Origin of the sequence: Hymenobacter sp. J193 (genome assembly GCF_024700075.1) — a bacterium.
GTDB lineage: Bacteria > Bacteroidota > Bacteroidia > Cytophagales > Hymenobacteraceae > Hymenobacter.
The window spans coordinates 1,605,640-1,619,900 of sequence record NZ_JAJONE010000001.1 but is presented as its reverse complement, the minus strand read 5'-3'; the positions used below and the strand labels follow the sequence as shown (position 1 = coordinate 1,619,900).

At 60.3% G+C, this 14,261-nt stretch carries 15 protein-coding genes; 7 read left to right on the top strand and 8 right to left on the bottom strand.

The genetic code is table 11. The annotated features are described in order from the left end of the window. Positions 1–132: 132 nt before the first annotated feature. Entirely contained in the window at positions 133–1,545 is a 1,413-nt protein-coding gene (locus LRS06_RS06990) for a hypothetical protein (RefSeq protein ID WP_257870827.1), read from the top strand. Between the two features lie 85 nt (positions 1,546–1,630). Here LRS06_RS06990 and rpiB read toward each other — a convergent pair whose 3' ends face one another. The 7 genes from rpiB to LRS06_RS06955 form a co-directional block, all read right to left on the bottom strand. Beyond that, on the bottom strand, positions 1,631–2,062 hold the full coding sequence (gene rpiB / locus LRS06_RS06985; RefSeq protein WP_257870826.1) for a ribose 5-phosphate isomerase B: 432 nt from the start codon (positions 2,060–2,062) through the stop codon (positions 1,631–1,633). Positions 2,063–2,211: 149 nt separating this feature from the next. Further along, positions 2,212–3,069, bottom strand: coding sequence for a twin-arginine translocase subunit TatC (gene tatC, locus LRS06_RS06980; protein WP_308239878.1), 858 nt, complete (start codon positions 3,067–3,069; stop codon positions 2,212–2,214). 150 nt (positions 3,070–3,219) lie between these two features. Then, positions 3,220–4,512 carry a serine hydroxymethyltransferase gene (gene glyA, locus LRS06_RS06975; RefSeq protein WP_257870825.1) on the bottom strand — a complete coding sequence of 431 codons (1,293 nt, stop codon included), beginning with the start codon at positions 4,510–4,512 and terminating at the stop codon, positions 3,220–3,222. 191 nt (positions 4,513–4,703) lie between these two features. Next, on the bottom strand, positions 4,704–7,208 hold the full coding sequence (locus tag LRS06_RS06970; protein ID WP_257870824.1) for a T9SS type A sorting domain-containing protein: 2,505 nt from the start codon (positions 7,206–7,208) through the stop codon (positions 4,704–4,706). 545 nt (positions 7,209–7,753) lie between these two features. Continuing rightward, entirely contained in the window at positions 7,754–8,458 is a 705-nt protein-coding gene (locus LRS06_RS06965) for a metallophosphoesterase family protein (protein ID WP_257870823.1), read from the bottom strand. 82 nt (positions 8,459–8,540) lie between these two features. Next, positions 8,541–8,753, bottom strand: coding sequence for a hypothetical protein (locus LRS06_RS06960; RefSeq protein WP_257870822.1), 213 nt, complete (start codon positions 8,751–8,753; stop codon positions 8,541–8,543). Positions 8,754–8,824: 71 nt separating this feature from the next. Next, positions 8,825–9,325, bottom strand: a complete 501-nt coding sequence (locus tag LRS06_RS06955) for a hypothetical protein (RefSeq protein ID WP_257870821.1) — start codon at positions 9,323–9,325, stop codon at positions 8,825–8,827. A 118-nt stretch (positions 9,326–9,443) separates the two neighbouring features. Between LRS06_RS06955 and LRS06_RS06950 the strand changes: the two genes are divergently transcribed. Continuing rightward, positions 9,444–10,013 (top strand): NADAR family protein, encoded by a 570-nt coding sequence (locus tag LRS06_RS06950; protein WP_257870820.1) that lies wholly within the window; start codon positions 9,444–9,446, stop codon positions 10,011–10,013. Here LRS06_RS06950 and LRS06_RS06945 read toward each other — a convergent pair. After that, on the bottom strand, positions 10,003–10,260 hold the full coding sequence (locus LRS06_RS06945) for a hypothetical protein (protein ID WP_257870819.1): 258 nt from the start codon (positions 10,258–10,260) through the stop codon (positions 10,003–10,005). The two genes, LRS06_RS06950 and LRS06_RS06945, sit on opposite strands and share 11 nt — an antisense overlap. 105 nt (positions 10,261–10,365) lie before the next feature. Between LRS06_RS06945 and LRS06_RS06940 the strand changes: the two genes are divergently transcribed. The 5 genes from LRS06_RS06940 to LRS06_RS06920 all read left to right on the top strand — a co-directional run bounded on the left by LRS06_RS06940 (position 10,366) and on the right by LRS06_RS06920 (position 14,251). Further along, the gene (locus tag LRS06_RS06940; RefSeq protein ID WP_257870818.1) at positions 10,366–10,638 is read left to right on the top strand and encodes a 4a-hydroxytetrahydrobiopterin dehydratase; all 273 of its coding nucleotides are present in this window, start codon (positions 10,366–10,368) and stop codon (positions 10,636–10,638) included. A gap of 71 nt (positions 10,639–10,709) precedes the next feature. Continuing rightward, positions 10,710–11,438 carry a 16S rRNA (cytidine(1402)-2'-O)-methyltransferase gene (rsmI, locus tag LRS06_RS06935; protein ID WP_257870817.1) on the top strand — a complete coding sequence of 243 codons (729 nt, stop codon included), beginning with the start codon at positions 10,710–10,712 and terminating at the stop codon, positions 11,436–11,438. A 28-nt stretch (positions 11,439–11,466) separates the two neighbouring features. After that, positions 11,467–13,104, top strand: coding sequence for an apolipoprotein N-acyltransferase (gene lnt / locus LRS06_RS06930; protein ID WP_257870816.1), 1,638 nt, complete (start codon positions 11,467–11,469; stop codon positions 13,102–13,104). Between the two features lie 26 nt (positions 13,105–13,130). Then, positions 13,131–13,451, top strand: coding sequence for a hypothetical protein (locus LRS06_RS06925; RefSeq protein WP_257870815.1), 321 nt, complete (start codon positions 13,131–13,133; stop codon positions 13,449–13,451). Further along, a complete protein-coding gene (locus tag LRS06_RS06920) occupies positions 13,451–14,251 on the top strand; it encodes an inositol monophosphatase family protein (RefSeq protein WP_308239877.1) in 801 nt (266 codons plus the stop codon). The genes LRS06_RS06925 and LRS06_RS06920 overlap by 1 nt, the downstream gene beginning before the upstream one ends. Positions 14,252–14,261: the final 10 nt, after the last annotated feature.

The following is a 14,261-nucleotide window of genomic DNA, read 5'->3' as shown; positions in this document are numbered from 1 at the left end:
AACAGGTTTGTTGGCTGGCCGCTGAATCGGGAATGGCCGACACTGCCGGGAGGTCTATCTTTGCTGCGGTTTGGAGTTTGGCTGTAAAAACCAAGCCCCAGGCCCCTAAGCCTCCAAGCCTCTCCATCTCACTTGCTCCAGTTCTTTAAAAGCACCCTGCCGAGCCGGCTGCTGGCGCTGCTCCTGCTGATTCTGGCGCTGCGCCTGCCCTTGCACGCGCTGGGAATTCCGCTCACGCCCGCCGAGCTGCACGCCCTGCTGGTAGGCGAGCGGGTGCACGCCGGCGCGCTGCCTTACCGCGACCTGTACGACAGCACCGCCCCGCTGGTCGCCTGGTTTCTGGGCGGGCTCGACGCTGTGGCGGCCCGGCCGCTGTGGCTGTACCGCATCCTGGCCCTAACGGCGCTGGTAGCGCAGGCCCTGCGCTTCAACTTCGTGCTCAACCATAGCGGCGTACACCCCGAGCGGGGCTACGTGGCGGCCCTGACGTACCTGCTGCTTGCCAGCATCACTACTGATCTGGATACGCTGTCGCCGCTGCTGCTGGGGCAAACCAGCATCGTATTCGCGCTGAGTGCCCTGCTGCCCACGCTGCGGGAGGGCTACGACAACCGGCGCTTGTTCCGGGCAGGCTTTCTGATTGGGCTGGGGGCCCTGTCGTTTCTGCCGCTGGCGCTGTTTCTGGTAGTGGCGCTGTTTGCCGTTATTATCTTCGCGGCCAACTCCTTTCGCAGCTTTTTGCTGCTGGTGTGCGGCTTCCTGTTTCCGTACGCGGCGGTGGCTACGCTCTACCTCTACGCCGACGCGCTGCCCAGCTTCAGCGAGTTTCATCTGAAGCCGATGCTGCAGGGGCTGGCGGCGGCGCAGGATGGCCTCCCGCGGGCTCTGCAGCTGCAGCTGCTGGTAGTGCCCGGTATCGTGCTGGTGCTGGCGCTAGCCCGCACGTTTACCACTTCGCTGGGACTGGTGTTTCAGGCCAAGTTTATGCAGCTGATGCTGGTGTGGCTGGTGCAGGTCGTGGGGCTGCTGCTGCTCACGCGGGGCACCGCACCCGGCTCGTTGGTGCTGCTGCTGCCGCCGCTGGCGTATTTCAGCTTGTTTCTGTGGCAGAAATCTGCGCGCAGCTGGGTACCGGGGCTGCTGATGCTGATGCTGCTGGCCGTAGTGGAAGTGGTGCGCTACCGGGGCGTGCTGCAGCTGGACCACATGCTGCCGTTGCCGCTCGAAGAAAATTACGCCGTGCGCCCCAATCCCGTGTATGCGGAGCTGGAGCAGCAGCGCCTGCTCGTACTCGGCCCCGACCGGCGCCCTTACCTGCACAACCAGCTGGCCACGCCTTACCTCGACTGGCAGCTGGCGCAGGTAGATTTCGGGCACCTCAACCAGTATGCGGCCGTGTTCCGGCTGGCGCGCAACATCGGCCCGCAGCCGCCTACTTATATCATCGACCAGGCTCGCCTGATGCCCGAGCTGCAATACAAAGTCCCGGCCGTGTTCGGGCGCTACCAGCGCACCGCCACGCCGGGACTGTATGAGTTAAAGTAAATAAATGGTTGTCTTGTTAACTGGTTACAGGGTTGTTAGTTGAAGCAACTATCCAACCATTAAACAAGCCAACCAGCATAACGAGTTAACAATTAATCTTATCCACGCGGGTTTGGTGGCGTCCGCCCTCGAAGTTGGTTTCCAGGAACTGCGTTACGATGGCGCGGGCGGCTTCCTCGCTCACGAAGCGGGCCGGCAGGCAGATGACGTTGGCGTTGTTGTGCTGTCGCGCCAGTGAGGCCAGCTCCGGTTCCCAGGCAATTGCCGCCCGAATGCCCGCGTGCTTGTTGGCCGTGATGCACACCCCATTGGCCGAGCCGCATACCAGAATTCCCTGCTCAAACTCGCCGCCGGTAATGGCCGAAGCCAGCGGATGCACATAGTCGGGGTAGTCCACTGAGTCGGGAGAGTGGGTGCCGAAGTCGCGTACCGCGTAGCCTTGCTCCACAAGCCAGGTTTTCAACATCTCCTTGTAAGCAAAGCCGGCATGGTCGGCCCCAATGGCGAGGGTTTTCATTTTCGAATGAGCTAATGTGTGGGAATGTGGGAATGTGCTAATGTGAAGAATGTGCTGAGGTGCTAATAAGAGAGAATGGACTGACGAAGAACGACAATCAGCAAATTCAACCACTTTTCTCACATTAGCACATTCCCCACATCAGCACATTAACTGACTCCCTGATTCTGAGCCAGCTGCTCGTTGAGGCGCCGGGTGCTATTGCGGCGCACCACGCGGGCAATGTGAATACTGACTTCGTAGAGCAGAATGATGGGGATGGTGACGATAATCTGGGCCGAAACATCGGGTGGAGTGATGACGGCAGCCACTACCAGAATAACCACAATGGCGTGCTTACGGTACACGCGCATGATTTCGTGGGTAATCAGCCCGGCTTTGGCCAGGAAGAACACTATCATGGGCAGCTCAAACACAAAGGCGCACGAGAGAGACATGGTGGTGAGCGTACTGATGTAGCTCTGCAGGTCAATCTGGTTTTCGATGGTGGCGTCGAGCTGGTAAGACGCCAGAAAGTTGATGCTGAGCGGAGCCGCCACGAAGTAGCCGAACAATAGCCCCAGAATAAACAGTACCGACACAAAGAACACCGCCCCCCGCGAGTTGGCCTGCTCATGCGGGTAAAGCCCTGGCCGGATAAAGCGCCACAGTTCCCAGAACGTATAGGGGAAGCCCAGCGCAAGCCCCACCACAAACGAGGTGCTGATATGCATGGTCAGCTGCCCGCTCATCTGGCGATTTTGCAGGTCAAAGGTGGGCTTATCCATGTGCAGGGCAGTAGCCCCCAGCCACTCACCTACCTGGTTGAAGGTGCGGTAGGTCCAGAAGTCGGCGCGCGAAGGCCCCAGAATCAGGTCATGAAACAGGAAGTCCTTCGCCAGAAACGCCGCAATGGTAAAGACGACCACCGCAATAGCCGCCCGGATAATGTGCCAGCGCAGGGCCTCCAGGTGGTCGATGAAAGACATTTCCTGCTGGGTGCCCGGCTGGGATGATTCAGTATTCAAAGGAAGAGGTAAAATGGTGAGATGGTGAAGAGGGAGTTGCCGTTCAGACAAATTCCGGTGGACAAACAAACGAGAAACCCCGGCAACGGGATGTTGGCTGCCGGAGGGCGGCTGCGAAACTCACCACTTCACCGCCTCACCATCTCACGGTTAAGCAAACAGCGGATACTGCTGCATCCACTCGTTTACCTGGCCCCGCACGCGCAGCAGGTGTGCCTCGTCGGCGTGGTGCATCAGTACGTCGTCGATAAACTCCACGATGCGCGTCATATCGGCTTCCTTCAGGCCCCGCGTCGTTACGGCAGCCGAGCCGATGCGCATGCCGCTGGTCACGAAGGGCGACTTATCGTCGAAAGGCACCATGTTTTTGTTGATGGTGATGTCGGCCTTGATGAGCGTGTTTTCGGCCAGCTTGCCGGTGAGGCCTTTGCTGCGCAGGTCGATGAGCATGAGGTGGTTGTCGGTGCCGCCCGAAATGATGCTGTAGCCGCGGTCCGTGAAGCCTTTGGCCAGCGCCTGGGCGTTGCGGATAATCTGCTGGGTATAATCCGTGTAAGCATCACTCAGGGCTTCGCCAAACGCTACGGCCTTAGCCCCGATAACGTGCTCCAGCGGCCCGCCCTGGGTGCCGGGGAATACGCCTGAGTCCAGCAGCGCCGACATCATCCGCAGCTCGCCTTTGGGGGTTTTCAGCCCGAAAGGGTTTTCAAAGTCCCGGCCCAGCATGATGAGGCCGCCGCGCGGGCCGCGCAGGGTTTTGTGCGTGGTGGTGGTTACAATATGGCAGTGCTCGAAGGGGTTGTTGAGCAAGCCTTTGGCAATCAGGCCCGAGGGGTGCGAAATATCGGCCAGCAGCAGGGCACCCACTTCGTCGGCGGCTTCGCGCAGGGCTTTGTAGTCCCAGTCGCGGGAGTAAGCCGAGGCCCCGCAGATGATGAGCTTGGGCTGCTCGCGGCGGGCGGTTTCTTTTACCTTCTGCCAGTCGATAAGGCCGGTTTCGGGCTCCACCCCGTAGAATGACGGCTGGTAGAGCTTGCCCGAAAAGTTGACGGGCGAGCCGTGGGTAAGGTGGCCGCCGTGCGAAAGGTCGAAGCCCAGAATTTTGTCGCCGGGGTTCAGTACGGCCAGCATTACGGCGGCGTTGGCCTGGGCGCCGGAGTGCGGCTGCACGTTCACCCATTCTACCCCAAACAGCTCTTTGGCCCGGTCGATAGCCAACTGCTCAATCTGGTCAACAATTTCGCAGCCACCGTAGTAGCGCTTGCCGGGTAGTCCCTCGGCGTATTTATTGGTCAGGATGGAGCCCTGAGCCCGCATCACCTGCTCCGAGACATAGTTTTCGGAGGCAATGAGTTCAATACCGTGCGTCTGGCGCTCTTTTTCCTGACGAATAAGATCGAACACAGCAGTGTCCTGAGCAAGTGCGGGGGCTTTGGTTTCCATATCGCCAAAGGTAAGGCGGGGCCCGGGAACTGCCAACCTTCTAAAACAAGCAAACCCGCCCGGAAAACCAGACGGGTTTGCTTTTTCCTATTGCTTCAGGCCTGGTGCCTAGTGCTTAGACTCTATCTGGGTGCATCCCAAACACAAAGCACCGGGCGAGAAGCACTGAATCCAAGAACCAGAATCCAAATCTACCGGCGTACTACGCGCTGGCGCAGCACTTGGCCGTTCAGCGTGGCTTCCAGCACATAGGTGCCGGCGGCGCACGCTGGGGCGGCAGTCAGCTGGTTGGTGCCGGGCTGCAGGGCGCGGGTAGCGGTCCATACGGTGCGGCCCAGGCCATCTACCAGGCGCAGCACGGCGGTAGCGGCCAGCGGCGAGGACAGGCGCAGCTCCAGGTCCCCGGCGAAGGGGTTGGGGTAAGCGGCCAGCGTCAGGCTGGCCGGGCCAAACGCGAGGCTGCGGGCCTCGGTGTGGGTGATGCGGCCGTTGGTATCTTCCTGGCGCAGGCGGTAGTAGCGCACGCCGGTTTTTTGCTTTTCGGTATCCACGAAGCGGTACTGCTGCCCGCGGCCGGCGGCCGGCACAAAGCCCAGCGTGCGGAACGTCCGTCCATCCGCCGACACCTCCACCCCGAAGCCATGATTGTCGATTTCCGTGGCGGTAGACCAGGATACTACCGCGTTGCCCCCATCGGCGCGGGCCGAGAAGGCCGTGAGGGTGACTGGCAGCGGCTTGTCGAAAACACCCAGCGTCCAGCGGCCCAGGCTCGTTACCTTGTCCAGCTCGGCCATGTTCGTCGTGCTGTTGCTTATGCCTTCGGCAGTCCAGTCGCCCCCGTTGTTGGTAGACTGCAGGAATTCCAGCTTGCTCATATTCAGCGTGCCGATTTCGTGCGGCAGGTATTTGATAACCATGGAGGCCGTCAGACCGCTGGCTACATCGGCATTCACATCGAAGTACCGCTGGATCTGGCCGGATACAGCGGTGCCCGTAGTGCGCACTACCGTCATAAAGCCTGGCAGCACGGAGCCGAACTGGGGCGTAAATACCAGGCCAATGTTGCCAAAGTCTTCGGCTTTCCCGGCTTCCGGCTCCCGGCCCGAGGCTTCTACTTTCCCCAGGATGTAGCTGGCATCGGTTTCCACTACGTTGGCCAGCGGCCCTACGCTAATGAGGAAAGCACCAGTGTTGAGAATACCCTGCGTCATCTGAATACCGTTGTACACCGTCATATTGCCCGTAAGGGTTTTGGTGCCGGTACCGTTTACTTCCAGGTTGAAGTAAGTACCGCCGCTTACTTTCTGGTCGCGGCTGCCGGTAAGCTTTACGGCGCCGGTGGTGCAGTTGAAGATGTTGCGGTTGGTCATGTCGCCCTTCACTTCTAGGTCACCCTGGGTTTGGGCGAAGGTGCCGTTGTTGGTGAAGTTGCCTTCCACCAGCATGTTGCCGCCGGTGTGGTTGAGGATGCCGCTGTTCGTTAGGTTATTAAGTACGTGCAGCGTGCCGCGCTCCACGGCCATAATCTGGCCGCTGCTCACCGCAAAGTCGCTCAGCACCACGTTACCCCGGCTGATCAGGCTGTTCACGCCCTTTGTACCGCTGTTGGCCAGGCCGGAAATTACGTTGGCGGTCAGCTCCACCCGGCCGCCTTCTACAAGAATAGCCGTCAGTGACTGCTCGGTGTTCTGGCGGCTCAGCGTGATGTTGCGAATGGTGTTGTTGCTGAGTACGTTGGCCGCAGCACCCGTGCCCGAGCCGCAGCTCACCACAATAGCCTGGAAGTCGTTGATGCCGGTGTTGTCCCAGATGCCGGTAGCGGTAGCCGTGCGCCCGCCAATGGTGTTCAAGGTGATGCTATTGCCATCGGAAGCCGCGCCGGGCTGAAAATCGATGGCGCGCTGGGCCGAAGTTGGCGTCGCCGACAGGTTGTAGTAGAAGCTGTTTTCGGTAATAGTCCAGTTCCCGCCGTTGCCAGCCTGTACGGCCAGGCCGGTGCCCGTGAAATTGAGCAACTCATTTTTGCGGATGGTTATCTGCTCGTTGAGCGTGCCGGCTGTGGCGTTGGCCGCGTAAATGAGGTTTACGGGCGCGCTGCCCGTGGGCACGTTGCCAATCTGGTTACCGATGAGGTGCAGCTCCTTGTGGCCCGAAGTAGTGCCGGAGCCAATCACTACAACTCCGCTCAAGCTGCTGGCGTTGCTGCCCTGGATAATAAGGTCCCGGACGGTAATAGCCTGCGCATCATGGGCAAACTGCAGCGTGGGGCGGGCCGCGTCGGGCTGGCGCAGGGTGAGGGCGCGGGCCGTGGTGCCGTTGTGGCCATCCACTGTCACATTTGCAGCCCCATCTTCCAGCGCCAGCGTGCCTTCCCACACCACGGTGCTACCTGCTGCGGGCTTGATAGTGAGCGGCGCACCGGCCGGGAAAGCCTGCGTGATGGTTACGTCCTCGGTAAAGGTGCCGTCCAGCAGCTGCAACTCGTAAGCCTCTGCACCCGAGGTGTTCCGTAGCGCTTCGTTGATGGTGGCAAACTCTCCGCCCGACCCCACGGTGCGTACTATTATGCCCTGGGCACGCCCCGTGCGGGCCAGCAGCAACAGCAGGAGCAGGCCCGCCAACAAAGCCCAGCGGGTGGCGGGCAGCCGACGGGCCGGCCGCCGGCCGTAGAAAGTGCGCGAGGAAAACTGTTTCATGGTTGAAATGAAAAAGGGTGAAAACAGAAGGGAAGCCCAACAGTAGCGGCAATACCTGGCCGGGAAGCGCCTATAGGCGCTTCAACTGCTCGAATACAACGGTTTAGCTGCATGGGCCTGGACCAGAAATCGGACGGTCAGGAGCAAAAAAGCAGCAGGAAGTGAAAGACCAACACCACAACACTCGCCCGGCAATCATCTTATACTACTTCACCTGGCGAATGTGACTTAACAAATATAGCTACCCTTTGAAGCAAGTCAATGCCTGGGCGGGCTGGCACTAAGGGCTTGTAGGCGCTAGGGGTTTAGATGTTTATATTATATTTTCAAATGAATGATTTTCAATGTATTGAATAGAATAAGGTGTGCATGGGCTGCATTCCAAACGCTGGTTTGAGCTTCAATTTTCTTGAAATATTCTAAGCGGCACCAAGAATATGAATTGTAAAAATTCTAATTGGGTCTTTTATACTCATGTCACAAACAGTGGCAAATCCTCCTTGATTCCAGTGCCTTAAGCACTTGCAACAAGGCGCTAGAAGAGGCTAGCTCGGCCGGCGCGCAATGGGGTAGGGCAGCTCGCAGTTAGGCACAAGGTGCAGCGTGAACGTGTCTAGGTTCAGCACGCTGAGTTGGGCCAATTCGGGGTTATGGCGATACACGCAGCCGGTATCCAGTTTCAGCACCTGGGCGTGCGTATTGGCCAGGTGCTGCGCTTCTGCGGTGGGCGTGGGCACGTGGCCATGCACGAGGCGCTTGCCCTGCAACCGTGAGGCATCGAAGGTAAACTGCTTGATGTTCATCATGCTCTGATAGTCCCGCCGCATCTGCTCCGGCGCCTGGCGGAAATCAAAGCCGGCGTGTACCAGCACAAAGTCGGGCAGGTCGAACTCGTAGGGGAGGGCATCGAGCCAGCGCAGGTAAGGCGCCGGGATATCGGTGGCCTGCGCCACGCCGAAGCTGCGCAACGTCAGCTCCCGGTCGGCGGCCGAGGCCCACAGGGCAGCCGTGCGGCCGTGAGCGGCATCAAGCAATTCCTGGTCGTGGTTGCCGCGCAGGCAGTGGACGGCCATACCCAAGGCCTGCAGCTGCATCAGGTAGTCCAGCACGCCGCAGCTGTCGGGGCCCTTGTTCACGTAGTCGCCCAGCACGTACAGCTCGTCGCGGGGCGAAAACCGGATTACTTCCTCCAGCGCGCGGCGCAACGTGCGCAGGCAGCCGTGCAGGTCGGTGGTCACAAAACGGGCCATAAACAGCAAACGAAATTGGTGAGTAAAACAAAAAGGCACCTCCCGCTTGCGCGAGAGGTGCCTGGCTATACGGCGCTACAAATTAGTTGTAGGCAGGTTTGTCGAGTTCGGGTTTGTCGAGGTTGCGGTTCGGATGGCGCTGGGGCGCATCGGTTGCTTCCTGTTCCAGCCGTTCCTCCTGCTCGGGGTCGTACTGGTTTACGGGCAATGACTCGGCTTTGGGCTGACCGGCGCCGGTAGGGTTGCCGTGGTTTTCCTTCGACTGCTGGTTGGTGTTATTGCTTTTGTAAGGCATGGCAGAAGTTGGGTTAACGTGGAAAAAAGCCGGCGCCTCGCCTGTAAACAAGTAGGGCGCCGGCGAAAAAGCTACTGGTCGATGGCCGTATCGGAGGCGTTCGGGTCGGTGAGGTCGGCGTTGGTGCCCTGGCGGGCCAGCTCGGAGTTATCAATGGCCCGAGGCTCCATCTGGCCCAGGCCCACGCGCGAGTTGGGGTTCTGCATTTCGTCGCGGCCAGGGCGGGTATCATCCAGGTCCAGCTCGTCGGCCGGCCGGCGCGAGGTCAGCTCGGGGTCTTCGTCTTCGGGCAGATCCTGGTTGGGTCGGTCCGGGCGGCCTTCATCGGTGGTGCGGATATTATCCTTGGGGTGCTGCAGGTCGTCGGTGTTTTCGTTCACCGAAACGGCCGTAATACCTGAGCCGCTGTCGGTGCCGAATCCTTCTTTCCCGTCGCGGTTGCCAAAGCCCCCGCGGGCGTCTTCATTCTTGGGTGGGTTGGCGCCAGGAATGATGTGTCCGGCTTCTAGTTCCTGGTCGGTGGTATCGTCGTTGATGACGCGCACGGGGCGGTTGTTGGGGTCGATGGCCATAGGAAGTTCGTCGTTGGAATGGGAAAGGTATCTGCCTAGGGTGTACTGCCGTTTGCGGATTTAGGTTTAGGTTTGGCCACGAGCCGACCACCACAAAATCCCGGCTTCTATATCGGCTATGGCTTCTGCTGCAACTCCCGAAATCCGTTCCGTTGAGCAGTTGCTCGCGCAGCTAGCGGCCGGCTATTCAGTCAAATACCTGTACTTCTGGGGGCATACGGCCAAGCCCGGAGCCACCGTCGGCAAAGAGTGCTTCAGCCAGTGGTACCCGGCGCCTTTCACCCTGGCCAGCGAAACGTACGCCACCACCGAGCATTATATGATGGCCGAGAAAGCGCGCCTGTTCGACGATGAGCCCACGCGCCAGGCCATTCTGGGTTCCCGGCATCCGCAGGAAGCCAAAAAGCTGGGCCGCCAAATCAAAAACTTCGACGAAGCCCGGTGGAATGCGGCCCGCTTTGGTATCGTCGTGACGGGCAACGAAGCCAAGTTCGGGCAGCATCCAGCCTTGCAGGATTTTCTGCTGGGTACCGCCCCACGGGTTCTGGTAGAAGCCAGCCCGGTGGACGCCATCTGGGGAATCGGGCTGGCGCAGGACGACCCCAAGGCAGCCGATCCGGCGCAGTGGGCAGGCCTCAACCTGCTCGGGTTTGCCCTGATGGAGGTTCGGATGCGGCTTAGCGCATAATCTTGCCCCGCAGGTCCCAGTGGCTCGATTTCACCGCCAGGCTGCCTGGCTCCCGCTTGATGGTGCGCGTGTACCGCTCACCCGCAATGGCGCCATCGGGGCGGCGCTTGCCAAAGAACAGCGTTACCGGTTCGCCGTGCTCATTGGTAATAAAGGTGATGTCGTAGCCCTTGAATACGTCATCCACGCGCGACGACGGCTCGTAGATTTTACTTAGCTTCTGGTCTAGCAGGCGGTGCAATGGCATGGCTTGGAGGGCAAATGGTGAGGCGAATTTCTACGCAGCCCGTTGCGTTTGGATAAGGCCGGGCTTACGTTGCGGCTTAATACCTTCCAACCTGCCTTCCCGCCCATGTGGACTGAACTCGACAACGCCCTTACCTGCACGTTCCGCTTCAAGGACTTTCAAACCGCCTTCAGCTTCATGACCGACGTGGCCGAGGAGGCCGAGTTTCAGGGGCATCATCCGTGGTGGAGCAACGAGTACCAAGTGGTTTCCTTTCGCCTGTGCACCCACGATGCCGGCCGCACCATCACCGAGAAGGACCGGCAGCTCGCGGCGGCTATTGATACGCTGGCGGTGGCTTATAAAGGTGAAGCGCTGGCGGGCGCGGAGGTGGTCTAGCCAAGGCGCCGGGTTATCCGTTTTTATCCGTTCCTGCATCCGTCATCATCTGTGGTCTACCTTTGCGGCTTATGGCTGAAACTCCTGCGCCCACCTTGCTCTACCTCGTGCCCACGCCCATCGGCAACCTGGAGGATATTACCCTGCGGGCCATCCGGGTGCTGGGCGAGGTAGACACCGTGCTGGCCGAAGATACCCGCACCAGCGGCCGGCTCCTCCAGCATCTGGGGTTCAAAAAGCCCATGCTCAGCTACCATCTGCACAACGAGCACCAGCAGGTGCAGCGCCTGCTGGAACGGCTGGAGCGCGGCGAAACCATGGCCCTGGTATCCGACGCGGGCACGCCCGGCATTTCTGACCCCGGCTTTCTGCTGGTGCGTGAGTGCCTGGCCCGGGGCCTGAAAGTGGAGTGCCTGCCCGGCGCTACGGCCCTGGTGCCGGCTCTGCTGAAATCGGGGTTTGGGGCCGAGCGGTTTACGTTTGAGGGCTTTCTGCCGGTGAAGAAAGGCCGGCAGACCCGTCTGCGCGAGCTGATACCGGAAACCCGGACTATGATTTTCTACGAGTCGCCGCACCGCATTGTGAAGACGCTGGAGCAGCTGGCCGAGGTGCTGGGGCCCGAGCGGCCCGCATCGGTGAGCCGGGAGCTAACCAAGCTGTTCGAGGAAACCGTGACCCTTCCCCTGGCCGAGCTGGCGGCCAACTTTTCCGCCCGGCCCGCCATCAAAGGCGAAATTGTGCTGGTGGTGCAGGGCCGCAAAGAAGAACGCAGTAAAGAAACCCATCGTGCCGACGACTAACTCGAACCCAAGAACTTCTTCCACCGCAATGCCTTCCCGCAAGCTGGCGCTGGGCGTACCGCTTGGGCTGGCCTGGCTGGGGGGCTTTCTGCTATGGGCCGGCTGGCCGGTGAATCCGGCGCCGCTGGCCGCCCTGCTGCTGGTTGGCTGGGTGCCGTATCTGCGGCTGGAGCAACTGCTCACGGAACGCGGGGCCAGCGGCTGGAAAGTGTGGCGCTATTCCTACCTGCTGCTGCTGCTCTGGAATCTGTTTACCACCTACTGGGTGAGCTACAGCACCCTGGGCGGCGGCATCGCGGCCGTGGTCTGCAATGCCCTGATGATGAGCGCGCCGCTGATGGCGTTCTACCACACCAAAAAACGACTGGGCGCTACGCTGGGCTACCTTTCGCTCCCGATATACTGGATAGCCTTCGAGCAATTGCACCTGCACTGGTTTCTGACTTGGCCCTGGCTCACACTCGGCAACGGCTTTGCGCAGGCCAACCAGTGGGTGCAGTGGTATGAGTACACTGGCTTTCTGGGCGGCTCCGTGTGGATATGGCTGGTAAATATCCTGGTGTTTGGGGCGTGGTTTGGCTGGCAACGGCGGCGGGCTGAAGTCGTGGCCTCAGGTAAGTTGAAGTTGCGTTGGCTGTGGCCGGTTTTAGCAGTTTTGCTGCCTGTCGGTGCGTCCTACCTCATCGGCAGCAGCTACCAGGAAAAGGGGGCCACGGCCGAGGTGTTGGTGGTGCAGCCCAACGTGGACCCGTTCAACGAGAAGTTTGAGGGCGGCAGCAAGTTTATTTCCTTTGATGAGCAGCTCACGCGCCTGCTCACGCTCACCGAGCAGAACCTGACGCCCCAGACCCAGCTGGTGCTCTGGCCCGAAACCTCCCTCGACGAAATCTACTTCGAGGACTCTTTCGACAGTAACCTCAAGATCCAACGCATCCGGCAATGGCTGGGGCAGCACCCCAACGTGGAGCTCATTACGGGCCTTACGAGCGTGGGCCGCTACCCTTCCAAGGAAAAAGCCAGCCCCACCGCCCGTTTCCGCCAGGATATGGGCTACTACGACATTTTCAACACGGCCGTGCACCTGCCGGGCGCCTCGGGCGTACCGGAGTTCTACCATAAGTCGCGGCTGGTGCCGGGCGTGGAGGGCGTGCCGCCGTGGCTGTCGGCCTTCGTCATTGACCTCGGCGGCACGGCCGGGGGGCTGGGCTCCCAGCCCGAGCGCACGGTGTACCAGATGCGCCCCCCGGCACTGCGCGTGGGCCCGGTTATCTGCTACGAGTCCATCTACGGCGACTTTGTGCGCGACTACATCCGCAACGGGGCCACGCTCATCGGCATCATCACCAACGACGGCTGGTGGTCCGACTCGCCCGGCCACCAGCAGCATTTGCAGTACGCCACCCTGCGCGCTATCGAAACCCGCCGCGACATAGCCCGCTCCGCCAACACCGGCATTTCGGGCTTCATCAATCAAAAAGGCGAAATCACCCAGCGCACCGCGTGGTGGCAGCAGGCCGTAAGCCGCGCTACCGTGCGCCTCAACACCGAGCAAACCTTCTACGTGCGCTATGGTGAGCTGATTGGCCCGGCCTGCCAAGTGCTGGCGGTGCTGCTGCTGGCGTGGGTAGTGGTGAGGAGATTCATGCAGCCGAAAGTGACCGGATGAGAAAAGGCGCCCTCGTTCCCGCACCTATGACGGAAGTAGTGCGCCTGATGATTCATGACGATGCAGAAAGCGGCGTTTACCTTTTTGCATATAACACGCTCAAAGATGCGTCGTCTGTTTCAGATGAATGGTTCGAGACAGTTGCTATGGCTGAAGAAGCAGCCGAAGAGAAATATAAAGTTGCCTCCAACTCTTGGAATCCATTACCTGATTTACACGAGCATTGTCAGAGTGATTGGATTGAGCCAGTACGCGTAAAAGGCCGCGTAGAAGGCCAGCCGCAATGGGGGCACTTCGAAAAGCTTGTGAACAATAAATGGGTAGATCTTTTGCCCACTAAACCCTAATGATGGACTTCATTCAACTCAGTCTCGAAACTGCCGAGGTAGCCCGCCGGGCCGGCCAGTTTATTCGCCAGGAAGCGGCGGGCTTCGACCGTAGCCGCGTGCAGCACAAGGGCCTGCACGATATGGTGTCGTACGTGGACCAGGAAGCCGAAAAGCTGCTGGTGGCCGGGCTGCGGGAGCTGCTGCCGCAGGCAGGCTTCATCACGGAGGAAGGCACCGCCGGCGCCCCCAGCCGGGCCGAGGAGTTCACCTGGATTATCGACCCGCTCGACGGTACCACCAACTTCATTCACGGCCTGCCCTGCTATTCCGTGAGCGTGGCTTTAATGCAGGGCAGCGAGCTGGTGGTTGGGGTGGTTTATGAGGTAAACCAGGACGAATGCTTCCGGGCCGTGCGCGGGGGCGGAGCGTTCTGCAACGAGAAGCGTATCCACGTTTCCGAAACCGCCGAGCTGAACCACTCCCTGGTAGCCACGGGCTTCCCCTACAGCAACTTCCACCGGGTAGACACTTATCTGGCCATCCTCAAGGATTTTATGGGCGCTACCAACGGCATCCGCCGCGTGGGCTCGGCGGCCGTGGACCTGGCCTGGGTGGCCGCCGGGCGCTTTGAGGGCTACTTCGAGTTCAACATCAACTCCTACGACGTGGCGGCCGGTATTCTGCTGGTGCGCGAGGCCGGCGGGCACGTTACCCAGTTTCTGCACGACGGCGACCCGGTTTTCGGCCGCGAAGTGCTGGCTTCCAACCGGGCCGTGCACGACCAGATGCAGCAGATTATGCAGCAGCACTGGTCGTAGCCGGTGTGCT

Excerpts from the sequence above, each read along its gene's own strand:
- rpiB (WP_257870826.1), bottom strand. The coding sequence starts at position 2,062 with ATGAAAACCCTCGCCATTGGGGCCGACCATGCCGGCTTTGCTTACAAG.
- glyA (WP_257870825.1), bottom strand. The coding sequence starts at position 4,512 with ATGGAAACCAAAGCCCCCGCACTTGCTCAGGACACTGCTGTGTTCGAT.
- LRS06_RS06970 (WP_257870824.1), bottom strand. The coding sequence starts at position 7,208 with ATGAAACAGTTTTCCTCGCGCACTTTCTACGGCCGGCGGCCGGCCCGT.
- LRS06_RS06965 (WP_257870823.1), bottom strand. The coding sequence starts at position 8,458 with ATGGCCCGTTTTGTGACCACCGACCTGCACGGCTGCCTGCGCACGTTG.
- LRS06_RS06960 (WP_257870822.1), bottom strand. The coding sequence starts at position 8,753 with ATGCCTTACAAAAGCAATAACACCAACCAGCAGTCGAAGGAAAACCAC.
- LRS06_RS06955 (WP_257870821.1), bottom strand. The coding sequence starts at position 9,325 with ATGGCCATCGACCCCAACAACCGCCCCGTGCGCGTCATCAACGACGAT.
- LRS06_RS06950 (WP_257870820.1), top strand. The coding sequence starts at position 9,444 with ATGGCTTCTGCTGCAACTCCCGAAATCCGTTCCGTTGAGCAGTTGCTC.
- LRS06_RS06945 (WP_257870819.1), bottom strand. The coding sequence starts at position 10,260 with ATGCCATTGCACCGCCTGCTAGACCAGAAGCTAAGTAAAATCTACGAG.
- LRS06_RS06940 (WP_257870818.1), top strand. The coding sequence starts at position 10,366 with ATGTGGACTGAACTCGACAACGCCCTTACCTGCACGTTCCGCTTCAAG.
- rsmI (WP_257870817.1), top strand. The coding sequence starts at position 10,710 with ATGGCTGAAACTCCTGCGCCCACCTTGCTCTACCTCGTGCCCACGCCC.
- lnt (WP_257870816.1), top strand. The coding sequence starts at position 11,467 with ATGCCTTCCCGCAAGCTGGCGCTGGGCGTACCGCTTGGGCTGGCCTGG.
- LRS06_RS06925 (WP_257870815.1), top strand. The coding sequence starts at position 13,131 with ATGACGGAAGTAGTGCGCCTGATGATTCATGACGATGCAGAAAGCGGC.
- LRS06_RS06920 (WP_308239877.1), top strand. The coding sequence starts at position 13,451 with ATGATGGACTTCATTCAACTCAGTCTCGAAACTGCCGAGGTAGCCCGC.